The sequence below is a fragment of the Caldicoprobacter algeriensis genome (genome assembly GCF_023838525.1).
Taxonomy (GTDB): Bacteria; Bacillota; Clostridia; order Caldicoprobacterales; family Caldicoprobacteraceae; genus Caldicoprobacter; species Caldicoprobacter algeriensis.
Window position 1 is genome coordinate 1 of sequence record NZ_JAHUQD010000021.1, and the last position, 25,144, is coordinate 25,144.

Annotated in this window: 23 protein-coding genes; 12 read left to right on the forward strand and 11 right to left on the reverse strand. The window is 43.8% G+C overall.

Going from position 1 to position 25,144, the window contains the following annotated elements; genetic code table 11:
* Positions 1 to 298: 298 nt before the first annotated feature.
* From KVG29_RS10540 to gltX, 3 genes are all read right to left on the reverse strand, one after another.
* Positions 299 to 826: a cohesin domain-containing protein gene (locus tag KVG29_RS10540; RefSeq protein WP_252228404.1), complete on the reverse strand. Its 528-nt coding sequence runs from the start codon at positions 824 to 826 to the stop codon at positions 299 to 301.
* Positions 827 to 854: 28 nt separating this feature from the next.
* Positions 855 to 2,516, reverse strand: a complete 1,662-nt coding sequence (locus KVG29_RS10545; protein WP_252228405.1) for a cohesin domain-containing protein — start codon at positions 2,514 to 2,516, stop codon at positions 855 to 857.
* 318 nt (positions 2,517 to 2,834) lie between these two features.
* Positions 2,835 to 4,295 carry a glutamate--tRNA ligase gene (gene gltX / locus KVG29_RS10550; protein ID WP_252228446.1) on the reverse strand — a complete coding sequence of 487 codons (1,461 nt, stop codon included), beginning with the start codon at positions 4,293 to 4,295 and terminating at the stop codon, positions 2,835 to 2,837.
* A gap of 303 nt (positions 4,296 to 4,598) precedes the next feature.
* Here gltX and argS point away from each other — a divergent pair, with 303 nt between their 5' ends.
* From argS to KVG29_RS10570, 4 genes are all read left to right on the forward strand, one after another.
* The gene (gene argS / locus KVG29_RS10555; protein WP_252228447.1) at positions 4,599 to 6,296 is read left to right on the forward strand and encodes an arginine--tRNA ligase; all 1,698 of its coding nucleotides are present in this window, start codon (positions 4,599 to 4,601) and stop codon (positions 6,294 to 6,296) included.
* 11 nt (positions 6,297 to 6,307) lie between these two features.
* On the forward strand, positions 6,308 to 7,372 hold the full coding sequence (locus KVG29_RS10560; RefSeq protein WP_252228406.1) for an undecaprenyldiphospho-muramoylpentapeptide beta-N-acetylglucosaminyltransferase: 1,065 nt from the start codon (positions 6,308 to 6,310) through the stop codon (positions 7,370 to 7,372).
* Between the two features lie 144 nt (positions 7,373 to 7,516).
* The gene (locus tag KVG29_RS10565) at positions 7,517 to 7,729 is read left to right on the forward strand and encodes a ferritin-like domain-containing protein (RefSeq protein ID WP_252228407.1); all 213 of its coding nucleotides are present in this window, start codon (positions 7,517 to 7,519) and stop codon (positions 7,727 to 7,729) included.
* A gap of 22 nt (positions 7,730 to 7,751) precedes the next feature.
* Complete coding sequence (locus tag KVG29_RS10570; RefSeq protein ID WP_252228408.1) at positions 7,752 to 8,066, forward strand: spore coat protein; 315 nt, start codon at positions 7,752 to 7,754, stop codon at positions 8,064 to 8,066.
* 47 nt (positions 8,067 to 8,113) lie between these two features.
* On the opposite strand, the gene KVG29_RS10575 is transcribed toward KVG29_RS10570, so the two are convergent.
* The 8 genes from KVG29_RS10575 to dnaA form a co-directional block, all read right to left on the reverse strand.
* Positions 8,114 to 9,184, reverse strand: a complete 1,071-nt coding sequence (locus KVG29_RS10575; RefSeq protein WP_252228409.1) for a branched-chain amino acid aminotransferase — start codon at positions 9,182 to 9,184, stop codon at positions 8,114 to 8,116.
* A 146-nt stretch (positions 9,185 to 9,330) separates the two neighbouring features.
* Positions 9,331 to 11,769, reverse strand: coding sequence for a DNA gyrase subunit A (gene gyrA, locus KVG29_RS10580; protein ID WP_252228410.1), 2,439 nt, complete (start codon positions 11,767 to 11,769; stop codon positions 9,331 to 9,333).
* A gap of 29 nt (positions 11,770 to 11,798) precedes the next feature.
* Complete coding sequence (gene gyrB / locus KVG29_RS10585) at positions 11,799 to 13,715, reverse strand: DNA topoisomerase (ATP-hydrolyzing) subunit B (protein ID WP_252228411.1); 1,917 nt, start codon at positions 13,713 to 13,715, stop codon at positions 11,799 to 11,801.
* A 1-nt stretch (position 13,716) separates the two neighbouring features.
* Complete coding sequence (gene remB, locus KVG29_RS10590; RefSeq protein ID WP_252228412.1) at positions 13,717 to 14,007, reverse strand: extracellular matrix regulator RemB; 291 nt, start codon at positions 14,005 to 14,007, stop codon at positions 13,717 to 13,719.
* Positions 14,008 to 14,115: 108 nt separating this feature from the next.
* Positions 14,116 to 15,225, reverse strand: coding sequence for a DNA replication/repair protein RecF (gene recF / locus KVG29_RS10595; protein ID WP_252228413.1), 1,110 nt, complete (start codon positions 15,223 to 15,225; stop codon positions 14,116 to 14,118).
* A complete protein-coding gene (locus KVG29_RS10600) occupies positions 15,197 to 15,451 on the reverse strand; it encodes an RNA-binding S4 domain-containing protein (protein ID WP_252228414.1) in 255 nt (84 codons plus the stop codon). Before KVG29_RS10600 ends, recF begins: the two co-directional genes overlap by 29 nt.
* A gap of 11 nt (positions 15,452 to 15,462) precedes the next feature.
* The gene (gene dnaN / locus KVG29_RS10605) at positions 15,463 to 16,569 is read right to left on the reverse strand and encodes a DNA polymerase III subunit beta (RefSeq protein ID WP_252228415.1); all 1,107 of its coding nucleotides are present in this window, start codon (positions 16,567 to 16,569) and stop codon (positions 15,463 to 15,465) included.
* Positions 16,570 to 16,740: 171 nt separating this feature from the next.
* A complete protein-coding gene (gene dnaA / locus KVG29_RS10610; protein ID WP_252228416.1) occupies positions 16,741 to 18,072 on the reverse strand; it encodes a chromosomal replication initiator protein DnaA in 1,332 nt (443 codons plus the stop codon).
* A gap of 412 nt (positions 18,073 to 18,484) precedes the next feature.
* Between dnaA and rpmH the strand changes: the two genes are divergently transcribed.
* The 8 genes from rpmH (at position 18,485) to rsmG (ending at position 25,016) form a co-directional block, all read left to right on the forward strand.
* A complete protein-coding gene (gene rpmH / locus KVG29_RS10615; RefSeq protein ID WP_025748740.1) occupies positions 18,485 to 18,619 on the forward strand; it encodes a 50S ribosomal protein L34 in 135 nt (44 codons plus the stop codon).
* 58 nt (positions 18,620 to 18,677) lie between these two features.
* A complete protein-coding gene (rnpA, locus tag KVG29_RS10620; protein ID WP_252228417.1) occupies positions 18,678 to 19,022 on the forward strand; it encodes a ribonuclease P protein component in 345 nt (114 codons plus the stop codon).
* Between the two features lie 16 nt (positions 19,023 to 19,038).
* Positions 19,039 to 19,248, forward strand: coding sequence for a membrane protein insertion efficiency factor YidD (gene yidD, locus KVG29_RS10625; RefSeq protein WP_252228448.1), 210 nt, complete (start codon positions 19,039 to 19,041; stop codon positions 19,246 to 19,248).
* Positions 19,249 to 19,251: 3 nt separating this feature from the next.
* Positions 19,252 to 20,286, forward strand: a complete 1,035-nt coding sequence (locus KVG29_RS10630; protein WP_252228418.1) for a YidC/Oxa1 family membrane protein insertase — start codon at positions 19,252 to 19,254, stop codon at positions 20,284 to 20,286.
* Entirely contained in the window at positions 20,283 to 20,900 is a 618-nt protein-coding gene (gene jag, locus KVG29_RS10635; protein WP_252228419.1) for an RNA-binding cell elongation regulator Jag/EloR, read from the forward strand. Before KVG29_RS10630 ends, jag begins: the two co-directional genes overlap by 4 nt.
* A gap of 122 nt (positions 20,901 to 21,022) precedes the next feature.
* Positions 21,023 to 22,396, forward strand: a complete 1,374-nt coding sequence (gene mnmE / locus KVG29_RS10640; protein ID WP_252228449.1) for a tRNA uridine-5-carboxymethylaminomethyl(34) synthesis GTPase MnmE — start codon at positions 21,023 to 21,025, stop codon at positions 22,394 to 22,396.
* Positions 22,397 to 22,411: 15 nt separating this feature from the next.
* Positions 22,412 to 24,310 carry a tRNA uridine-5-carboxymethylaminomethyl(34) synthesis enzyme MnmG gene (mnmG, locus tag KVG29_RS10645; protein WP_252228420.1) on the forward strand — a complete coding sequence of 633 codons (1,899 nt, stop codon included), beginning with the start codon at positions 22,412 to 22,414 and terminating at the stop codon, positions 24,308 to 24,310.
* Positions 24,291 to 25,016 carry a 16S rRNA (guanine(527)-N(7))-methyltransferase RsmG gene (gene rsmG, locus KVG29_RS10650; protein WP_252228421.1) on the forward strand — a complete coding sequence of 242 codons (726 nt, stop codon included), beginning with the start codon at positions 24,291 to 24,293 and terminating at the stop codon, positions 25,014 to 25,016. Before mnmG ends, rsmG begins: the two co-directional genes overlap by 20 nt.
* The last annotated feature ends 128 nt before the right edge of the window (positions 25,017 to 25,144 follow it).

The following is a 25,144-nucleotide window of genomic DNA, read 5'->3' on the forward strand; positions in this document are numbered from 1 at the left end:
CTCCAGAATTGACCTGGCCTTCCAACCACTGTTCAGTTTTCAAGGACCATTTCCCTCCGCCGCCCCCTCCAGAGCGGCGAATTATATACTATCAAATCAACTTTACTTTGTCAATACCCTTTTTTTGAAATTTGAAGCCTGTTAATGCTGAAAAACATGCACTTTCAAGATTCTATTATAGTTTAGCATACATCATCCATGCTTGTCAATATATCAAAACCGTCTTTATATTTGGATCTTACATTTTTAACCTGATAGAGATAATAGAGAAACCGGTAAATCCGCAGAAAAGTCAGAATCAATAGCCTATTTCCAATGTATGAATATATTTAATATAACGTATGTTATCATCAACCAATCCTATCGCAATGCCTAAACTATCTTTATGACCTAATATTGGCTTTTCGTTGTCATAAAAACGCAATCTAGGAACCTCATTCGAAAGCATCAAAAAATGAATTCTCATTAACATACCTGTACCTGCTATGGGCTGAACATTTCCAATAAGCGAAACGGCAAATTCGGCCATCCCATTATGTTGGTCAATCCGCTTTATGATTTCCATCCAAGGTTCATCACAATCTTTAAATAAACTTCCTGTTTCCAGCTCTTTTATTGTTAACATATCTGGGTCATAACAGAGGTCTACCGCAGCTGCATAAAGGCTTACTATTTCTTCTACCCATATCTCTAACCTGTCTTCATATAAAGTTGCACGTATAACCGGTAGGTTTGGTCTTTTTGGCAAGGGCGTATATAGCAAAAAAATCATAACAAAGAGCACGATACATGTCATTTTAAGTACAGCCTTCCTGCTCACAACCATCCTTCAATAACCCCTTGTTGCAAATTTCCTAATTCACAATATTGCTCTTTTTTCCATAATTCCTAGCTACAATAGAAACATCTATGATGTCAATCCATTTATCTCCATTGTAATCCATAACAGCATCCCATCCGTCTTTTTCGGAATTAAGCGAAAATTTCTTACAAATAGCCGCAATATCTAAAATATCGATTTGATCATTTGAATCTAAATCCCCTGCTATCATGCTTAACCTTTCAATCGTATCGCTTTGTACATCTACTGAATAATCCATATCAAGATATCCGGGTTTCAAAAGCCTTATAGTATAAATACCCGGCTTTAAATCATTCAGTTCAAAACTTCCATCATATAGATTAACAGCAATGCCAATCAACTCATTATCCACAAGAAATGCCTGTAAACCGTCAAAAGCTTTAAATCCAGCCAACTGAATATATCCACGCAAAGTATAGCTTTGTAGTATATGTACTTCTTCATTTGAAAAATCTACCACGATATCTTTCTCAGTGCCTTCTGCTATTCCATAAGCCTTCAAAGGCGCAGCTACATAATTGACAAATTCCAAATTGATACTGGTCACTGCTTTCGGCATAAAACTAAATTCGCAGATGGTCCATTCATCGTAATATGTAACATAATTAAACGTTTTTGATACCATTAGCGTGCCGCCAAATACCGTTCCAGAAGAACCGGTTCTCGTTTGCACCTCACCAGTAAAATATTCATTTAACCTGGATAAAGCTTGATATCCAAAATAACTTTCATCGTATCTTACATAAAATGTGAGCCTTGTGAGTTTTTCCACCGGGCCCGCTTTAAGCCTAACAATGCACGCATTGCCTTTATAAATCGGACTCTCAGCTTCCAACCACAGTTTAAGAGCCCCACGAAACTCACTGTTTAAATAACCATCGATTTTATTCCCTATTACATCTTCTATATTGGACACAGTAACTTGATATGTCCTGTTTCCTACCTGGGAATCTGTTATAAGTATTACCGCTGTGCCGCTGGGATCGAGTTGTACATCCTTTACTGCAAGATATGGAGATATGGAATAGTTATTCAAATCCTGTGCTGATTGTGGATCTACAGCCTCATCAAATATTATTTTAACTGTGTTATTGCTCAGCACCTCTATGCTCTTTATGCCAGGGGGAGTATTGTCATTTACAACCTCGACATCGCTCAGCTGATATGTAACGGTTTGAATTGCGCTATCCACACCCATACAGGCCCTTTCGCCAAAATCCGCTGTGTTGGCAGATATCCTCAAGTCCTTAGTCTCCTTACCCTTAACCTTAAAAACTATCGTGCCTACTTTGCCGCTCCCTGAAAAGAATCGCTCCTCTCCCAAACATGTAAAGGCTATGCCAAAAGTGCCACTTTGACCATCACCCAAGTTTGAAATTACATAATAGTCAACTGATTCTTGCCATCCAAAAAAAGCAGGCCAAAAATCAACTACTTCCAATTCATTGGAGTCATACCTTAAATGGATTTGAAGGCCATACAAGTCGTATACATTCTCCAAATAAACGTCCACTTCAAATTGTTGCCCATATCTTACCCGTTCTGTAGATGGGATCAGCTTTACCGAACCATCCGCGTTTACATTGATATCAAACAGCGGCAAAAGCATTTGATAAAAGATGAGCAATACAAGCAGCAATCCTGCCTTTTTCAATGCTCTTACCCCCTGCAATTTGATTTTTCACAAATAGCGGTTAAGCTACAGCTTTCATTGATACAACGATTTGGTATATCCTTCAGATTAAATTGCGACAAACTTGCCAAAAGATTGCACGTTGTTGTTTAAAGTTGAAAAAATAAGAAATGGATTTTGGATTAAATTGTCGTTTTTTATAAATATACCACATACTTTGAATTTTGTCCAGTTATTTACATAAAATTTAAAAATATACAAATTTTCGACACAATTCGATGTCGTTTTGTTTTTAATAACTAAAGTCAAATCTGCTTTAAAAATCAAAAGCAGGTGCCATTAGACACCCGCTTTTTCCAATTTTTCAATTCCTATCTTTATTCTCCTCAACGACTCCTCTTTGCCTAGCAAGTCCAGCAGCTCTATGGCTCCACCCGGCGTGTACTGCTTTCCCGATATGGCGGTACGTATAGGCCACAGCACCTGGCCATTCTTGACGCCCAGCTGCTGTATGAGCTCCATAAGTACCCTGTGGATCTCCTCTTCATTCCAGTTGTCCAGCTTCTCTAGCACTTCATAGCTCTTCTTGAGGTGCTCCAAAGAGTTTTGCAGATTAGTCTTCATTTTCTTGTGTACAAACATCTCCACATCGTAATCTGGGAGCTCATCTATAAAATCCACATTTTCTATTATGTCGCTCAAAATCTCTATACGGGTCTGCAACAGGCGGCTCAACTTCATCAAATCTATATCCTGCCTCTTTATGGCCTTCTTGTAGTAAGGCAAGGCCAACTCATAAAACTCTTCCAGGCTCTTCTTTCTTATATACTCGCCATTCATCCAGCGCAGCTTGTTTACGTCAAAAATGGCCGGGGACTTGTTGAGCCCCTCTATGGAAAAATGCTCTTTAAGCTCTTCTAGGGTGAAAAACTCCCTGTCTGTGCCAGGGCTCCATCCCAGCAATGCAATGTAGTTTATTATAGCCTCAACGAGATACCCCTTGTTGTAGAAATCTTCAAAAGAGGCATCGCCTTCACGCTTGCTGAGCTTTTTGCCCGCTTCCTTCATCACAGGGGGCAGGTGAATGTAAGTTGGAATCTCCCATCCAAACGTCTGATAAAGCAGATTGTACTTGGGGGTAGAAGAAAGGTATTCGCTTCCCCTTACCACATGGGTTATTCTCATCAAGCTGTCATCGATTACATTGGCAAAGTTATAAGTGGGCATGCCATCTGATTTTATGAGCACGCCTTCGTCCAAAGTTGAATTCTCCACCGTTATGGTACCAAACACCTCGTCATGAAATGAGGTGGTGCCTGTGGATGGTATCCTCTGCCTTATAACGTATTTCTCGCCCTTTCGAATCCTCTGCTCAACTTCTTCTCTGCTCAGGTTCTTGCAGTGACCATCATATTTAAATGGAATCCCTCTCTTCTGGCACTCCTCCCGCAGAGCTTCCAGCCTCTCCTTGGAGCAGAAGCAATAATATGCTCCGCCCATCTCGACCAGTTTCTTTGCGTATTGCTGGTAAATCTCCTTACGCTGACTTTGTATATAAGGCCCGTAAGGTCCCCCAATATCAGGCCCTTCATCGTAGTCAAGCCCCACAATCTTCAGCGTCTTGTATATTACGTCTATAGCCCCTTCTACAAACCTCTCTTGATCCGTATCTTCAATGCGCAATATAAACTTCCCACCCTGGCTCTTGGCAATCAGATAGGCATAGAGCGCTGTTCTCAAGTTACCAATATGCATATAACCTGTAGGGCTTGGCGCAAATCGCGTCCTGACTTCACTCATCGGCCTTATGGCGTTAAATCCCAAAATGCTTTAAAATGGGAAAACGCCTTTTCCTCCTTTCGTTTTTAAAATCCCTCTTATCCCGACAACCTTTTATAACTTACAAAGCCTTCCACCCTTGTCGCAGGGAGAAAGGCCACCTTTTACCAGTCTATGCCCAAGTGTAGTATAATACTATTATAGAAAATCTGTCAAGCCGATTATTCCTCTAGGCCAAGAAATTGCCGATGGTTATTGTTATTTGACGTAGCTGTGTGGTATTATAGACTATAAAGAAAAAATTAAGGAAGAGGAGTAGTGGCCATGTTCGACGTCAAGGACATTATTGCACAGGCAATACATAAACAGCTTCCCAAACTGAGCCGTGACCAAATTTACGATATGCTAGAATATCCTCCTAACCCTGAGATGGGCGATATAGCCCTTCCGTGTTTTAAACTGAGCAAAACGCTCAGAAAGCCTCCGGTACAAATTGCTCAAGAACTGGCATCAAACATTTCAAATATGGAATTTATCGACAAGGTAGAACCCGTATCCGGATATCTCAATTTCTTTTTCAACAAGTCCCTGTTTGTAGAGCAGACTTTAAAGCATATATTAGAAGAACAGGAAAGATATGGTTCCCAACCCATTGGAGAGGGCAAGACCATAGTCATAGATTATTCGGCTCCAAACATAGCCAAGCCTTTCCATGTGGGGCACCTTCGCTCCACAGTCATCGGCAATTCCCTGCGCAAAATTTTTGAGTTTATGGGATATAGGTGCATCGGCGTAAACCACCTGGGTGACTGGGGAACCCAGTTTGGCAAGCTTATAGTAGCGTACAAGCTGTGGGGCAACAAAGAGGAAGTAGAAGCCCATGGCATAAAAGAGCTTATGCGCCTGTACGTAAAATTCCATGAAGAAGCCGAAAAGGATCCAAAGCTGGAAGATGAGGCAAGAAGCTGGTTTGCCCGAATGGAGAAAGGAGACAACGAGGCTTTGGAGCTGTGGCAGTGGTTTAAAGATATAAGCCTCAAAGAGTTTCAAAAGGTATATGACCTTCTTGACGTCCATTTCGATTCATATGCCGGCGAAAGCTTTTATAACGATAAAATGGATGCCGTAATTGAAGAGCTCAGACAAAAGAATTTGCTCAAGGAAAGCGAAGGTGCCATGATCGTAGATCTAGAAGAATACGGGATGCCCCCCTGTATGATACTAAAAAAAGATGGCAGCAGCCTGTATGCCACTCGCGATATAGCCGCCGCCATATACCGCAAAAAGGAGTATGATTTCCACAAATGCATATACGTAACGGGTGCAGCACAAAGCCTTCACTTCCAGCAGTGGTTCAAAGTCATAGAACTCATGGGATACGAGTGGGCAAAGGACCTCATACACGTTCCCTTTGGGCTTGTAAGCCTAGGCGGAGAAAAGCTGTCCACCCGCAAAGGAAAAGTAGTGTTACTTGAAGATATACTATCCGAGGCCATCAAGAAAACCCTTGAAATAATCGAGAGCAAGAATCCCGACCTGGAGAATAAGGAAGAAGTAGCCCGTTACATGGGAGTAGGCGCCGTCATATTCAGTGACCTGTACAGCAATCGAATCAAAGATGTGTCCTTCTCCTGGGATGAGGTGCTAAACTTTGATGGAGAGACAGGCCCGTATGTACAATACACCCACGCAAGATGTTGCAGCGTCATCAGAAAGGCCTATGAGCAGGACAGCAGCTTCAATCCCGGCCTGCTTCAGACCAAGGAAGAGTATCAGCTGTGTAAAACGCTGTACCAGTTCCCCGAAAAAGTTATGATGGCTTTAACTCAGCTTGAACCCTCTATCATAACTCGCTATCTTGTAGACCTGGCCCAGAACTTCAATCGTTTCTACCATGAACACCCCATCCTGGCAGACGACCAACAGCTGAGAGCTGCACGATTGGCGCTGGTGAAGGCCACGCGGATTACTTTGGCCAATGGGCTTAAACTGATAGGGCTCAAACCGCTCGAAAGGGTGTAGGAGGTAACATCATGAAAAGAATAGTACTGACTGGCGGGGGCACGGCAGGGCACGTGACCCCCAATATAGCGCTCATCCCAGAGCTTAAGCGTGATGGATGGGAAATCCATTATATAGGCACAAAAAGTGGCATCGAATACAATCTCATATCAAAGCAAAGCGGGGTCATATATCACGCCGTACAGTCAGGCAAGTTAAGGCGATATCTGGATGTCAAAAACTTCACCGACCCGTTTAAAGTCGCGTACGGTATAGGTCAATCCGTACACATAATCCAAAAGATAAAACCCGATGTCATCTTTTCAAAGGGAGGGTTTGTATCCGTCCCGGTTGTGATTGGCGGGTGGGCAAACCGCATCCCGGTCATAGTACACGAATCCGATATCACCCCTGGCCTGGCAAACAGGATAGCTTCGTTGTTTGCACAGGTTATATGTACCACATTTCCCGAAACTGTCTCTCAATTTAAAGGAAACAAGGCCATATACACCGGCACTCCTATACGTAAAGAATTGTTTCAAGGCAACGCTAAAACCGGTAAAAAGCTCTGTGGCTTTACACAAGAAAAGCCAGTAATAATGGTAATGGGTGGAAGTTCAGGAGCAGTAGCCATAAATAACTGCCTGCGCAAAATAGTCAAAAAGCTGCTCACCAGATTTCAAATAGTACATATATGTGGCAGAGGAAATATAGATCCCAATTATGCAGATGTTCCTGGCTATGTCCAATTTGAATACCTGGATAAAGAACTGCCTCACATCATGGCTTTGGCGGATATAGTGGTATCCCGGGCTGGATCCAATTCCATCCATGAATTTCTGGCCCTTAAAAAGCCCTGCCTTTTAATTCCCTTACCCCTTAAAGCCAGCCGTGGGGATCAAATCTTAAACGCCAAATCCTTTGAAAAGAAAGGCTACAGCAAGGTCCTCCTGCAGGAAGACATGACCGAAGACTCGCTGTATCTCTCAATCCTGGACCTTTACAACAAGCGACACCAATACATAAATGCCATGTCTTCAGAGGACCATACCTCCGGCACAAGAAACGTCATGGAGATAATTAATAGATACGCATAATCCGTACAGAAAGTATCACAATAAAAAGAGCTCCTCATTAAAAAAAGGAGCTCTTTTTAGTTTAATTCAAATTTTCAGACATTTTTTGATTTATTAAAACTCGATTTTAGGAGAAACTATTCAAAGAAAGGAGGATAAGCAAGGATGGAACTTACAAACAAAGAGAGGATATTGCTAGAAGATCAGCTTCGAGTCGAATACATATGCATGAACAAATACAGGGCATATGCTGCACAGGCAGTGGACCCGGAGATCAAATATCTTTTTGACCTGGTAGCCAAACAGGAAGAACAGCACGCAAACACCATCAAAATGCTGCTTCAGCAGGGCGGTTTCAACCCGCCAAAACAGCAATAAAACATACAGGGGAGGGAAGGCCATGCCTCAAAATCAACTGACCGAAAGAGAAATGCTTTACGATTCCATTATGACAGAAAAATACGTTTCAGAAGCGTACAACAACACCATCATGGAATCGGCCAACCAAAATATAATTCAGGCCTTACAGCACATTCAGCAGGAAGAACAAAACCATGCACAGCTTTTTTTTGAAGCCATGCACCATCGCGGCTGGTACACCGTAGAAGCCGCCCATCCCAGCCAGGCCGCCAAGCAAGAGGTGGACCAGCAGATCTCAAACCAAATGCAAAACAGACGCCAGGAACTTGAACAAAAAGTACAACATGAAGGCTGATAACAGTAAAAGGGGTATTTAAATCGATACCCCTTTTACTGATCCCGTTAACAAATCTTTTTTACCCAGTTGAACTTATCTTCCTCTCTGCCGTACTGAATGCCTGTCAACTTATCGTACATTAGCTTAGAAAATTCTCCCATCTTGCCATCGTTTATCTCTATGACCCTATCATTCCAGTTGAGCTCTCCAACAGGTGATATGACAGCAGCAGTACCTGTACCGAACACTTCCTCAAGCTTGCCCTTTTCATGGGCTTCAAATACCTCTTCAATGGAAATCAGCCTCTCCTCCACTTTATAGCCCATGGACCTAGCGAGGGTAATCACAGAATCGCGGGTGATACCCGGCAGTATGCTGCCCCCTTCTAGCGACGGCGTCACCACCACCCCGTCTATCTTAAAGAATATGTTCATGGTGCCGACTTCCTCTACATATCTGTGGTGACATGCATCCAGCCATAACACCTGGGTGTACCCTTTCTTCTTTGCCTCTTCGGCAGCATAAAGGCTGGCGGCATAATTGGCAGCGGCTTTGGTATAACCCAAGCCACCCCTGGCAGCCCGCACGTACTTGTCGGTGACATATATTTTCACGGGCTTAAACCCTTCCGCATAGTATGCCCCAACAGGAGAGAGTATAATAAACAGCTTATAGGTGTTTGATGGCCTCACACCCAAATAAGGATCAGTAGCGATTATAAAAGGCCTGATATACAGAGCCGTACCTTCTGCCGCAGGGACCCAATCTTTTTCGATCTCCAGCAGCATCTTTAAACCTTCCCACAGCAGCTCTTCATCTACCTGAGGGATACACAGCCTTTCGGCCGACCGGTTCAGCCGAGCAATGTTGTCCATGGGGCGAAATGTGACCACTTCTCCTTTTATATTCCTGTATGCCTTCAAACCTTCAAAAATGGCCTGCCCATAATGGAATACCATGGTAGACGGCTCAAAGCTAATCGGGCCATAGGGCACGATTCTGGGATCATGCCATCCTTTATCCACGCTGTAATCCATAACAAACATGTGGTCAGTAAATATGGTACCAAACTTAAGCTCATCGCTTTTGGGCTTCGGCTTTGGATTTTGGTTCCTAATGAATTGAATATTACTCATAAATATGCCTCCCATTGTTTTGATGTAGAGGTGTATAAAAATTCATCATCTGTAGATTATATCACCTCTGTGCTCCCTTTTCCATATAGCAAATTCATTTTTTGAAACTTTCATAAAAAATAGACCCGCCAAAAACGGCAGGCCTATCAATCCCCTGAATCCTCCGAACGTTTAACTCTTGCAACTGAAACCACCAACACGCCTTCATCCAGCTTCATCAGCATAACACCCTGGGTGTTTCTGCCGGTGCTGGCAACCTCCCTGGAATCTATGCGTATAACCGTTCCCTCCGAATTGATGATCATGAGGTCATCATCATCGGTAACCACCTTCAAAGCCACCAATTTCCCTGTCTTTTTGGTGGTGTTCATGGTTATAATTCCTTTCCCACCTCGGCCTTGCACCCTGTATTCGTCAATGGGCGTCTTTTTGCCATATCCATTTTCGCTTATTGAAAGGACATAAGCCCCTTCCTTTACAAGCTCCATGCCGATGACATAATCCACTTCATCTAGCTCCATGCCCTTCACCCCCATAGCTGTTCTACCCATGGGGCGTACCTCCGACTCATGGAAGCGGATGGCCATTCCGTTGTGAGATGCCATTATTATTTCCCTATCGCCATCGGTCAGCTGCGCCTGTATCAACTCATCGTCGTCGCGAAGGGTGATGGCTACAAGCCCCCCTTTACGTATATTTACAAATTCATCCAGCAGGCTTTTTTTGATGTAACCTTTGCGGGTGGCCATCATGATATATTTCTTGTTATCCACGTCTTTTACAGGGATGACCGCCTGTATCCTCTCCCCTGGTGCCACCTGGAACAGGTTTATTATGGGCATCCCCCGGGCCTGCCTCCCGGCTTCGGGTATCTCATAAGCTTTGAGCTCGTAAACCTTCCCCAGGCTGGAGAAGAACAGCAGCCTGTCATGGGTGGAGGTAACATATATGTCCTCCACAAAGTCGTCTTCCCGGGTTTGAAGGGCCACAATTCCTCGTCCCCCACGGTGTTGGCTCTTATACACGCTAAGAGGAGTCCTCTTTACATACCCATAATGCGTCAAGGTGATTACTATATTCTGCTCCTGAATCAAGTCTTCAATATCTATTTCATCAGACGCCGAAGAAATCACTGTCCTTCGCTCGTCTCCATACTTTTCTTTGATGGCCAGCAATTCCTCTTTTATGATGTTATACACCATGTGCTCGTTGGCCAAAACTTCCTGCAGGTATTTTATGGTGTTTTGAAGCTCTGCGTATTCCTGTTGAACCTTTTCCCGCTCAAGTCCAGTGAGCCGTTGCAGGCGCATATCTAGTATGGCCTGGGCCTGTTTTTCGGTTAATGAGAAATTCTTCATCAATCCTTCTTTCGCGATCTGAACGGTTCTGGAGCTGCGAATCAATGAAATCACCGCATCTATATGATCCAGAGCAATGAGCAACCCTTCCAGTATATGCGCCCTTGCCTGTGCCTTATCCAGGTCATAACTGGTACGACGGGTTATGACATCCTTCTGGTGAAGGATATAATGAGTCAGCATTTCCTTGAGGTTCATGATTTTGGGCTGCCCGTCCACCAAAGCCAGCATGATAACCCCAAAGGTCTCCTGCATCTGGGTATGCTTGTACAGATAATTTAAAACCACATTGGGATTGGCATCTTTCTTAAGCTCGATTACAATCCGCATTCCAGACTTATCCGATTCATCCCTTATATCTGATATGCCCTCTATGCTCTTATCGCGTACCAGCTCGGCAATCCTTTCGATCAATTTTGCCTTGTTTACCTGATAAGGTATTTCGGTGACCACTATACGGGCCCTGCCGCTTTGCATCTCTTCAATCTCGGCTTTTGCCCTAGTTATTATGCGTCCTTTCCCGGTGGTATAGGCTTCACGTATGCCCTCTTTGCCAATGATTATACCACCGGTTGGGAAATCCGGCCCCTTTATATATTTCATAAGCTGTTCTATGGTAATATCAGGATTATCGATGAGGGCAATGGTACCTTCTATCACTTCTCCCAGGTTGTGAGGAGGAATGTTGGTGGCCATCCCTACCGCAATGCCCGACGAACCGTTGACCAGCAAGTTGGGAAACTTCGAAGGAAGCACAGTGGGCTCCTTCAGGGTCTCATCAAAATTGGGCATGAAATCCACTGTCTCTTTGCCTATATCGGCCATGAGCTCCATGGCAATTTTAGATAACCTGGCTTCGGTGTAGCGCATTGCGGCAGCCGAATCGCCGTCTATGGAACCAAAATTCCCGTGGCCGTCCACAAGAGGATATCGTATAGAGAAATCCTGTGCCATACGCACCATGGCTTCATAGACTGCCGCATCGCCGTGGGGATGGTATTTACCCAACACATCGCCCACGATTCTGGCAGATTTCCTATACGGCTTATCGGGAGTAATACCCAGCTCAAACATCGAATACAGTATACGCCTGTGAACGGGCTTTAAACCGTCCCGAACATCGGGGAGCGCCCGGCTAACTATAACGCTCATAGCATAATCGATGAAAGACCGCTTTACCTCATCCTCTATGTTTACCTCTATTACCTTCTGGTTTATGAGCTCCATAGCAAACATTCCCCTCTACTTCCAAAGTTTTATATGTCCAGATTCTTTACCAGTTTTGCGTTTTTCTCAATGAATTCACGTCGAGGCTCAACCTTTTCTCCCATGAGTATGGTGAATATTTCATCGGCTGCTATGGCATCCTCCATCTTAACTTTTAATATAGTCCTGGTTTCAGGATTCATGGTGGTCTCCCATAGCTGTTCAGGGTTCATTTCACCCAAACCCTTATACCGCTGTATTTCAATGCCGTCACGGCCTATATCGTTGAGCAATTTATCCAATTCCGCATCACTGTACACGTAATACTCGTCCTTGCCCTTGGCCACCCTATAAAGAGGCGGTTGGGCTATATACACGTGCCCGTTCTCTATAAGAGGTCTCATATACCGATAGAAAAACGTAAGGAGCAGCGTACGTATATGGCTTCCATCCACGTCAGCATCGGTCATGCATATGATCCTGTGATACCGGAGCTTGCTGATATCAAACTCATTGTCGATGCCCGTCCCAAAAGCTGTAACCATGGCCTTTATCTCTTCATTGGCCAATATCTTGTCAAGCCTGGCTTTTTCAACGTTTAAAATCTTACCTCTTAAAGGCAACACAGCCTGAAAACGCCTGTCTCTGCCCTGTTTTGCAGAGCCACCTGCCGAGTCGCCCTCCACCAAAAATATCTCGCTGAGGGCTGGGTCTTTTTCCGTGCAATCGGCCAGCTTACCGGGCAATGAAGTGCTCTCTATGGCGCTCTTTCTCCTCACCAGCTCCCGCGCCTTTCTTGCCGCTTCTCTAGCCCTTGCTGCACTTATGGCTTTCTCAATTATTGCCCTGGCAATAGCAGGGTTTTCCTCCAAAAACACAGTTAAACCTTCATAGACGATGCTATCTACCAGCCCACGCACATCGGTATTTCCCAGCTTTGTCTTGGTCTGCCCTTCAAACTGAGGCTCCACCAACCTTACGCTTATAATAGCCGTAAGGCCCTCTCTGGTATCCTCCCCTGTCAAGTTATCATCATTCTGCTTCAGGATGTTGTACTTTTTAGCATAATCGTTAAGCGCACGGGTCAGAGCCGATTTAAAGCCTATAAGGTGCGTACCGCCTTCATGGGTGGCAATATTATTGGCAAATGAGTATATATTTTCCATGTATGAATCGTTGTACTGAAGCGCTACCTCCACAAAAGTAGTATTTTTCTCACCTGAAATATATATGGGCTCTGGATACAAGGTATTTTTATTCTTGTTCAGATATTTAACAAAAGACGCAATTCCTCCATCATAATGGAATTCCTTCTTTATCCCCTCGCGCTCATCTTCAAACACAATGCGCAGCCCTTTGTTTAAAAAAGCCAGTTCACGCAGGCGATTGCCCACCGTTTCACTGCTAAAATTTACCTCCTCAAATATCTCGGCATCAGGTTTGAAAGTTATGGTAGTACCCGTCTCATCGGTATCACCGACCACCTCTAAGTTTGAAACGGTTTTACCGCGCTCGTACCGCTGTCTGTATATATGGCCATCCCTTTTTACAACTACCTCCAGCCACTCTGACAAAGCGTTTACCACTGAAACGCCCACCCCATGGAGTCCACCCGATACCTTGTAACCCTGTCCGCCAAACTTTCCGCCTGCATGAAGAACGGTGAGCGCAACCTCAACGGCCGGCTTACCCACCTGGGGATGGATGCCCACAGGGATGCCCCTACCGTTGTCCGAGACGGTAACCGACAGGTCCTTATGGATTATCACATGTATGTGATCGCAGAAGCCTGCCATGGCTTCATCGATGCTGTTATCTACAACCTCATAAATGAGCTGATGAAGGCCCTTAATGCCTGTACTTCCAATGTACATTCCCGGCCTTTTCCTAACTGCTTCTAACCCTTCTAAAACCTGGATTTGAGTCTCGTCATACACTGGTACATTATCTTTCCTGTTGTGCTCCATCTCATGCTCCCTCCATCTCTTTGCTATCCAAAGCAATCCCGTCTATAAATGAACTTCTTTTAAGAAGGGTAGAAGAAGAAATAGGCGACAAAAACACCACGCTTTTTTTATCGATTTCAGCCAGTATAAAGGTTTTGGGTTCATCGTCTGATACCCTTCGTACGAAGCCTTCTTCCTCAGCAATATGCAAAAACTCCCGGTTTATACAGGATGTATTGATGGTCTCTATATCAAAGATTGCGATAATATTCTTCATTGAAACCACTACGTCTCCTCCAAGGTGTAATATCATGATTATTCCTCCAATACGGCCTAAAATCACGTTTATAGACCTATTATAACCGTTTTTTGCCCAATTTTAAAGCCCTATTTTTGAATATCCTTCATTTTACCCATAAATTTACCTCTTTGTTACTTTACCTTCCTCTACCTCGTAAATATGAAACTTTTCTAACTCCCGCGGCGGTATGCTATTTAAATCAGTTGCTGTGACAAACACCTGAACATCCCCCAGCTCCTCAAACAACCTCCTGTGCCTCCACTCATCAAGCTCCGACATTACATCATCCAATAATAGAACGGGGTATTCCCCCGTTTCCCTATACATAAGCTCGATATCAGAAAGCTTGAGCGATAGCGCCACCGTTCGCTGCTGCCCCTGCGATCCAAACACCCTCACATCCACGCCATTTATCTCAAACCCAATATCGTCACGGTGGCAACCTACCCCGGTACTCCCGCGCTGTATGTCTTCCGACTTGTTCTTTTCCAGAGCCGCAAAAAATTCTTTCCGGATATCGCCAACATCCAGGCTGCTGGCCCTAATCGATGGCCTGTACTTTATATTTAGCCTTTCAGCTCCCGAAGAGATCCTAGCATGAATTTCCCTGGCTATTTTAGAGAGGCTCTCTATAAATTCATACCTCTGCTTTATTATGAATGCCCCCACCTCTGATAGCTGTTCATCAAAGACCGTAAGCATTTTTTTTGCCTCAGGATTTTTGTTCATCTCTTTCAAAAGATTATTGCGGTGGGCCAGTATCCTGTTGTACTGTTGAAGGTTATAGAAATACTGGGGCCTCATCTGAGATATCTCCATATCCATATACCGGCGCCGTTCTGAAGGAGCCTCTTTTACCAGCCTCAAATCCTCCGGCGAAAATATTACGGCATTGAAATGACCCATCAACTGCCCCAGCTTCTGTATTGTTACTCCATTTATCTTTATTCTCTTCTTATCCTTGAGGCTCAAAAAAACCTCTATTGAGTTGTATCCCACCCTTCTCTCAACCAGTACCTTTACATAGCAGCTATCCTGCTCCCATCTTATAAGCTCGCTATCCCTGGGCGTCCTGTGAGAACGCCCTGTACACGTGAGAAATATAGACTCCAGTATGTTGGTCTTACCCTGCGCATTTCTACCAACAAATAGTATTCTACCGCCGTCAAATTTTAAACTAATATTTTGGTAATTTCTGTAATTATTCAGGGTCAGTTCCTTTAGATGCACCCTCAGCACTTCCTCCCCCGATAACGCAATATAGGCCCGCACCTTTAACCTCTACACAATCGCCAGGATACAATTTTCTGCCCCTTCTCAATTCCACCTGTCCATTTACCTTAACCATCCCGCTTTTTATCATTTGATTTGCTTCAGAACCCGTAGTAGCTATATTAGCCCACTTTAAAAACTGGGTAAGCTTTATGTATTCGGTGTGTATCCTGATTTCCTGCATATTTCCATCCCCTAACTGTGTAGTCTAACAGGAAGCACAAGGTAACAGTAGGCCTCCCCTTCCAGAGGACGCACAATACATGGGCTGACATTTGTAGTAAAATCCAGGCAAATTTCGTCATCCTTTATAACGCGCATCACATCCAGCAAATACCGTGCATTAAAAGCAATCTCGATGTTCTTACCCTCCACAATTATTGGAATCTGTTCGTATATCTTACCTATATCTGAATTGGATGTGATCACCAGCTTGTCGTCCTGCACGTTCAGCTTTATCAGGTTGTTCTCCAGCTCGCGTGACATCAAAGACGCCCTTTCAAGGCTCTGTTGCAGAAGGAGCCTGTCAACTTTAACCCGCGTTTTATATTCCTGAGGTATTATCTGCCTGTAATTTACAAATTCGCCCTCCAGCAACCTCGATATGATCTGGGTATTTCCCAGGTCAAAATGCACGTGCTTATCCCCCACATTTATGTATAAATCAAGTTCTTCGTCCTCCAGTATTCTGCTGATTTCGGTGAGGGACTTACCCGGTACAATTAGGCTGGTATTTACAGTATTTTCAGGAAGAATTTCCTTTCTCAGCGCCAACCTATACCCATCAAGGCAAACCATTACAATAGAACCATTTTCTATTTCAAGCAGAACACCTGTCAAAATCGGCCTGGTTTCATCTGTAGCCACAGCAAAGGTGGTCTGTTGGATCATCTTTTTAAAGATGTCCTGCCTCAGCTTTATTTGCTCCTTTTTCTCCACCTGCTGTACTTCGGGATACTCATAAGGTTCTAGCCCCTGCAGAGTAGTGAATATGCTGTCTTCACAGATTATATCCATTTGGAATCTTTCGTTAAGCTGTACTGTTATATCGGCTTCAGGAAATTTCTTTATGATATCCCCAAAAATGTGTGAAGGCATAACGACAGAGCCTTCTTCAATGACCTCTGCGGCTATACGCGTTTCAATCGTAATGTCAAGGTCAGTGCCTGTCAGCTTTACTGTATTTTCTTTTGCTTCCACCAGTATGCCCTGTAATACAGGTATGGTACTGCGCGTTGGAACAGCTCTTTGCACTGTGGCTATTGCATCAGACAGATCTTTTTGGAAGCATCTGAATTTCATAGCATACCTCCCGATTGTAGTTGCTTATTTTAATAGTTAGGAGTAATAGTAATAAGGATTGTGGATATGTGGATTTTTATGTCGAAAGGGGTAAAATCCACAAACCCCCTGTGGATAGTCGTGGGGATATCCAACTTCGTTTTGGCATACCTTGTCCACAGATTGTGCATATTAGCCTTCTCTGATCTTTTTCTTAAGTTCATCGATGGTCCTTCTGAGCTGGCTGTCTTTTTGCATATCCTCCTGAATTTTTTCGCATGCGTGTATAACTGTTGTATGGTCGCGTCCTCCAAACTCTTCGCCGATTTTCGGAAGGGATTGATCAGTAAGCTCTCTGCACAGGTACATTGCAATCTGTCTGGGGTATGCTATTGGCCGGCTTCTCTTTTTGGATTTAAAGTCGTCCACTTTCAGGTGGAAATAATCGGCTACCACCTGTTGTATCAGCGGTATGGTTATTTCCTTAGGCTGTGCAGTGGACAATATATCCTTTAGCGCTTCCTCGGCTATGGATATATCCAGCTTATTGTTGGTAAGTGAAGCATAGGCCATAATTCTGATTAGGGCACCTTCTAACTCTCTGATGTTGGACTCGATGCGCTTGGCAATAAATAGAAGTATTTCATCGTCGATTTCTATGTTTTCCAGCTCAGCTTTTTTCTTCAAGATGGCCACCCGGGTTTCAAGGTCTGGAGGCTGTATATCGGCAATTAACCCCCATTCAAACCTGGAGCGCAACCTGTCCTCAAGAGTAGGGATCTCTTTAGGCGGACGATCGCTCGATATTATGATTTGTTTGTTTGCTTCATGCAGCGCGTTAAAGGTATGGAAGAACTCCTCCTGTGTCCTTTCTTTGCCTGCTATAAACTGTATGTCGTCTATTAGCAGCACGTCGATGTTACGGTAACGGTTGCGGAATTCCACGTTTTTGTCGTCGCGTATAGAATTTATTAACTCGTTTGTAAATTTTTCGGATGTAACGTACAGCACCTTGGCTTTGGGATTGCGGGCTAAAATGTAATGCCCTATGGCGTGCATAAGATGGGTTTTCCCTAATCCCACGCCTCCGTATATGAAAAGGGGGTTGTATGCCTTTGCAGGAGCCTCAGCCACTGCAAGGCATGCAGCGTGGGCAAATCTGTTGCTGTTACCCACTACAAAAGTATCAAAGGTGTATTTTGGATTTAATATGCTGTGTGTTTGGGTGTTGTCCACATCTCTGCTATTTATGCTTTCAAGGTAAGCTTCTACCTCGTTTTCTAAGATAAATTTAACGTAAATAGGTACTCCTGACACTTCTTTTAGAGAACCGGCTATTGTCTCTATATACCTCGATTGAAGGATATTCTTAGTAAATTCGTTAGGCACACTCAGCACGATTTCGTTGTCTTTCAAAAGCAGCGGCTGTATAACCCTTATCCACGTATCGAAACTGACATCGGATAATTGGGCTTTCATGTATTGAAGAGCTCTGGTCCACAAGTCGTTGACGTTTTTGCTCATCAAAAAAAACCTCCTACAATTTTGGGAAAACTTTCTAAGTTATATTTTTGCCAAAATTATCAATAATAATATCCGTCGGCTAATTTTAAACAGCAGCTGAAGTCAATTATCAACATTATCCACATGGCTAAAATCTTTGTTTTTTAAGTACAGCTAGGGAAAAATTCAGAAGTTATACACAGAGTTATCCACAACATGTGTATAACTTTGGGGATTCCTTCCTTATTATATATTCCGAAGTTATCAACAGGCAATACTATAATATCAGATTATTTGTGGATAATCAACGTCGAAGTATCTTGATTTTCTTGACATGCTGGAGATGTTTCGCTTATAATACTATCGTACTCAAGTATTGCAAGGATATTATAGGAAGCGAAAGGCAATTTAGCAGGAAGGAGGGTTAAAAGGGATGCTGAGAACGTACCAGCCAAATAACCGAAAGCGAAAGAAGGTACATGGTTTTAGGAAGAGAATGAGCACAAAGAGTGGTCGTATGGTAATCAAGAGGAGGAGGAAAAAGGGCAGAAAGGTTTTGACAGCATAATAAGGCCGCTGGTAAGTGGCCTTTTCTGACATTAAGCGGTAGCTTGCTGGAGGAAAAAGTGAAGAAGATTTACAGGTTGAGAAAGCGAAGAGACTTTAATTATACTTATAAAAAAGGAAAGTCAGTTGCTAATCAGTATCTGGTACTGGTGTATCGTCGTTCGGGCCTTCCTGTTACCCGCGCGGGTTTTTCGATAAGCAAAAAGTTTGGTAAGTCTGTTAAGAGAAACAGGATAAGGCGTCAATTGAAGGAGATATATCGCAAGAGAATTCCGTATGTGAAAGAGGGATTTGATCTTATCTTTGTAGTACGAAAAAATGCTCGGGATGTGGAGTTTTCTAAGCTTGAAGAGGCGGTGGACAATCTGTTAAAAAGGGCTGAGCTTTTCAAGGAGATGGGTTGATTTGATAGCCGCGCTCATGAAAAGGTTTTTGATAGGCATTATACGCTGCTACCAGCGAACGATTTCGCCTTTGCTGCCCAATAGCTGCCGTTTTTATCCCACATGCTCTGAATATGCTGTACAAGCAGTGGAAAAGTATGGCGTTTTAAAAGGACTCTATATGGGAATAAAAAGAGTGTTGAAGTGTCATCCGTTTCATCCGGGAGGCTATGATCCGGTAGAGTAGTCGATGGGGGTAGTGAATGTAATGAATAATCTAATAGCAGGTGTCTTTGTCATTGCGGAGGCGGCCAATCCAGGGCTATGGGGTTCATTTGTAAACTTTTTGGCGAATGTACTGCAGCTTATAAATAATATAACCAACAATTACGGCCTTTCAGTGGTGCTATTCACTATATTGATGAGGCTTGTGCTGTTGCCGCTGGATTTAAAGGCCAAGGCTTCGACCAAGAAGATTAACGAGCTACAGCCTCTGCTGAAAGAGATAAACGAAAAGTACAAGTATGACCCTGATAAGAGGAACAGAAAGACTGCTGAACTGTATCAGAAGCACGGGGTAAACCCGCTGGGGGGTTGCCTTCCTTTATTGGTACAGATCCCGATATTTTTTGCTCTGTTTGCTGCTTTAAGGCAGATTTCAAGCATGGAGCTTGGAAGCTTTTTGATTGATGTAATCAAGCATGATGACCCTTCAATAATACCTGTTTTGGATCAAATTACAAAAGCTGTTGAGTCTTCAAGTACCATTAAGCAAAGAATGGTGGATATCATACCTCAATTGTTTATAAGAACTGATTTGCCAATCGTCGATCGGATGAAAGAAATTGCGGGGTCAGAAAATGTTTCTTTGCTTTTGGAGGCAATCAAGAACATAAGCAATAAGGAAATATACAGCTTTCTCAATGCGCAGTATGGTGCTTACAGATTCCTCTGGATTAAAAACGTATGGATTGCTGACTCTCCCCTTGTAAGCGTTGTGGGAAGACCTATAGACCTATTTTCAAATGAGTGGAATGGCTTGTTCATACTCCCCATTCTTGCAGGTGTTACCTCTTATTATCAGACAAAGCTGGCGAGTACTTCAACGGCTAACCAACAGACAGGTGGTTTTACTGCAATCTTTCCTATTTTATCCGTATGGTTTACTGCTATGTATACAGCGGCATTTGGCGTGTACTGGGTGACAAATAATATATTTCAAATAGTCCAGCAAATTGTATATAATCGAACAAATTCACCTGAAGGGGAAGGTGTAAAGCCGTGAAAAGCGTGGAGACCACCGGTAAGACTATTGAAGAAGCCATTTTGATGGCTGTGGCAAAGCTGGGGGTGCAGAGGGATAATCTGGAAATAGAAGTTCTTGAACAGCCTGTAAAGGGTTTATTTGGAATAATAGGTGGTAGGGATGCCAGGATTCGAGCGACTGTAAAGAAGAGCATAAAGGACGAGATAAAGGAGTTTTTATCCAGGGTTTTGGAGTTGATGGGAATTGAGGCCAGAATAGAGATAACCGAAGAAAAATCACAGATAATGGTAAAGCTCAGCGGTCAAAATATGGGATTGGTGATAGGCCGTAGGGGAGAGACGCTGGATGCGCTTCAGTACATTACAAATCTCGCTGTGAATAAAAGCAGAAACGATTGCAAGCGGATCATCATAGACACAGAGGAGTATCGCAGCAAAAGAGAGGAAACTTTAAGAAAGCTGGCGAAGCGGCTAGCCAATAAAGTGCAGCGCACAAAGAAGAGTATCGTGCTTGAACCGATGAATCCTTATGAGAGGCGCATCATACATTCTACTCTTCAGAATCATCCATATGTGACCACATACAGCGAAGGGGAAGAGCCATACAGAAAAGTGGTTATAAAGCTGAAATAATGGTTATCTTTTATATTAACCCAGTAGATAATTACTGGGTTAATATTTATGTTTAAATGGCAAAAACTTATAGTAAATCTATTTTGTCAGGCAAGCAAAAAAGAGGATGAGATGTTATGGCAATGGGTTTGGAAGATACGATAGCTGCAATTTCAACGCCTATTGGTGTGGGCGGCATTGGCATAGTGAGGATGAGCGGAAGTAAATCCCAGGATATCTTAAAGAGGATGTTCAGAACCAAAAGCGGCAGGCAGCCGGGCGATTTTGAGAATCGTCGGTTTTATTATGGGCATATAGTAGATGGCGAGGGGCGGATTATCGATGAAGTGCTTGTAGTGGTCATGAAAGCACCCCATTCCTACACCAAAGAGGATATAGTGGAGATCCACTGTCACGGTGGGATTATTCCACTCAGACAGATCCTGAAGCTTGCCATTGAGTATGGGGCCAGGCTGGCAGACCCGGGAGAGTTCACCAAGCGGGCATTTTTGAATGGGAGGATTGACTTGGCCCAGGCCGAGGGAATAATGGAGCTTATATATTCCAAGACAGAGGTCCAAGCCAAGGCATCAATACAGCATATGGAAGGTGTTTTGTCTGAGAAGATTCGCCGTATAAAAGAAAAGTTGCTGGATATTATGGCGCACATAGAGGTTACAATCGATTATCCGGAAGAGGGTATAGAAGAGGTGCCGGTAGAGGATTATTTGCAGGGGCTCAATGATGTGGTAAAGGAAATTGACTACCTGTTAAGTACGGCTGAACAGGGCAAGATAATCAGGCAGGGCATCAAGGTAGTGATTGTGGGTAAACCCAACGTGGGCAAGTCTTCGCTTCTTAATGCTTTACTTAAGGAAAACCGCGCTATCGTTACCGATATACCTGGCACCACCAGGGATGTAATCGAGGAATCGCTCAGCATAAACGGCCTTTTGGTGAGGATACTCGATACGGCAGGCATAAGGGAGACCACTGATGTGGTGGAAGGGCTGGGAGTTGAACGGTCAAGGAAAAGCATAGAGGATGCAGACCTGGTATTGTGGGTGCTGGATGCGTCAAGGCCATTCGATGGTGAGGACAGACAGATTATGGTTGAGATAGCCGGTAAAAAGGTGATTGCTGTGCTCAACAAGACCGATAAGCCCATGGTTTTGGATTTGAAGGATATTGAACTAAATGCGCCTGTCATACACACCTCCATAGTTTTAAATAGGGGAATAGAGGATATCGAGAGGTGCATATACGATACCGTTATGGAGGGCAAAGTAGAGGCAGACGATGGGATTCTCATAACCAATTTGCGGCATCAGGAGGCGCTGATAAGGGCAAAAGAGCACGTTGTGGAAGCGTTGCAGGCTTTGAAAAACGGTATACCGGTGGACCTGATATCGATTGACATACGAAGTGCTTGTGATGCACTGGGGACCATAACAGGAGAAACGGTGACCGAGGATTTGATCGATAAGATATTCTCAGAATTTTGTGTAGGGAAGTAGGGGTTGAATGAGGCTATGGAGTTTTATGCAGGAGATTATGATGTAATTGTGATAGGAGCTGGTCATGCAGGATGTGAAGCGGCTCTCGCTGCAGCGCGGTTGGGCTGCAGAACGGCCGTTTTTTCTATAAGCCTGGAAGGGATAGCCCTTATGGCATGTAATCCCTCTATAGGCGGTACCTCCAAGGGGCACCTGGTGAGGGAAATAGACGCTCTGGGCGGGCAGATGGGTATAAATACCGACAAGACATTTATTCAAATAAGGATGATAAATACTGGTAAAGGCCCTGCCGTTCATTCCTTGAGGGCTCAGGCCGATAAGAGGAACTATCACATACAGATGAAGCAAACGCTGGAAAGGCAGGAAAATCTTGATGTAAGACAGGGTGAAGTGGTTTCTATAAAGGTTAAAGGAGGAGCTGTTGAAGGAGTTGTTTTGAGCACCGGCGAGTATTACACCTGCCGTGCGGTTGTGGTGGCTACCGGAGTTTATTTGAAGTCCCGGGTGATCATAGGTGAGTATTCTGTAAACAGCGGTCCTTCTGGCCTTTTTCCTGCTAACTATCTATCCCAGTGTTTGAAGGACCTGGGTTTTAGATTGAGGAGGTTTAAAACAGGGACTCCCGCTAGGGTCAATCGCAAAACCATAGATTTTTCAAAGATGAAAGAACAACCGGGAGATGAGATTATAGTACCCTTTTCGTTCTTGCATGATACCATAAAGAGGGAGCAGGTGTCCTGTTGGCTTACTTATACCAATGAGCGTACCCACGAGATCATCTTGAAGAATCTGCACCGCTCTCCTCTGTATTCGGGCGTTATAGAGGGTATTGGACCGCGGTACTGTCCTTCAATAGAGGATAAAGTGGTCAAATTCAGTGATAAGGAGAGCCATCAGGTGTTCATAGAGCCTGAGGGACTCAATACACTTGAAATGTATGTGCAGGGTATGTCCAGCAGTATGCCCATCGATGTGCAGATTGCCATGTATCGTACTGTCCCAGGACTAGAGAACGTTGAGATTATGCGTCCTGCTTATGCCATTGAGTACGATTGCATCGACCCCACTCAGCTTAAGCTGTCACTGGAAAGCAAGGAAATAAAGGGTTTATTTTTTGCAGGGCAGATAAACGGAAGCTCGGGCTATGAGGAAGCTGCAGCTCAAGGAATAATAGCCGGCATAAATGCTGTGCAGTATATAAAAGATCAGCCGCCGTTGATTTTAGACCGTTCACAGGCCTATATAGGGGTTCTGATTGACGACCTTGTCACCAAAGGTACCAATGAGCCATACAGGATGATGACCTCGCGCGCCGAGTATCGCCTGCTGCTCAGGCAGGACAACGCTGACCTAAGGCTTACAGAAATAGGTCGAAAAATTGGGTTGGTGGATGATAGAAGATATGATTTGTTCATGCGAAAGAGGGAGAGGGTGGACAAAGAACTGGCCAGGCTGAAGGAGGTAATAGTGGGACCTACCGATAAGATACTCGATTTTCTGAAGAAAAAGGGGAGTTCACTGATAAAGAGCGGGATTACGCTGTATGACCTGCTTAAAAGGCCTGAAATCCAGTATAGCGATTATGAAAAGCTGGGACTTGCAAACCCTGAGCTGAGCAGGCAGGAAAAGGAGCAGGTGGAGATACAGATAAAATATGAGGGGTATATAAAGAAGCAGGTTCAGCAGGCGGAGCAGTTCAAAAAGATGGAAAATAAGCTGATACCGGAGGATATAGCCTACGACGATATACCCGGGCTTAGAAATGAGGCAAGACAGAAGCTTAAGGAGATAAGGCCGCGTTCCATAGGACAGGCCTCCAGGATTTCTGGGGTATCGCCGGCTGATATATCGGTTTTGATGATTTACATGGAAAAGATGAGGAGGAAAAAGGCCAGTGAAGGACCTCAGCAATGAGATGGAGCTTTTGAAGAGTGGCCTTAATAAGTGGAGTATAGAGATAGACGACTTAAAGGTTGAACAGTTTAGGAAATACGTCTATCTTTTGATTGAATACAACGAAAAGGTAAATTTGACTGCCATTACGGAACCCAGGGAGATTGTAGTACAGCATTTTTTGGATTCTCTTTCTGTATTGACTATAAATATTTTTCATCCTGAGATGCGAATTTTGGATGTGGGGTCGGGTGCTGGTTTCCCTGGCGTTCCTATAAAGATAGCCATTCCTGAATTGGATGTGGTGTTGCTTGATGCATCAAAAAAGCGAGTGGCCTTTTTAAACCATGTGATAGGTGCTTTAAAGCTTGATAAAATAACAGCGATTCATGGGAGAGCTGAGGAATTGGGCCATTCTCAATATCGGGAATCGTTTGATGCAGTGGTATCCCGGGCGGTGGCTCCGCTCAGGGTACTTTGTGAATACTGCATCCCTTTTTTGCACCCGGGAGGATTTTTTTTGTCGTATAAAGGGCCCGGGGCTTTGGAGGAGCTTGAAGCGTCAAAAAACGCAATTGGTGTTCTGGGTGGGAGCTTTGTTGAGATAAGAAGTATTAATGTTCCATTTTCGGAAAAAACTCATAATATAGTGGTGATACGAAAAGAAAAAAGGACTCCGGATAGATATCCTCGATCGCCCGGAAAACCCCAAAAATCGCCATTGTGATGGCGATTTTTTTGTTTCCACAAATAAATATGGTGAAAAATGAAGAAAAATGAAAACAAAAAGAGCAAATATTAAAAATAATATAATAAACAAAAATTTCAAAAAAATTTAAGCAATTAAGAAGGAAT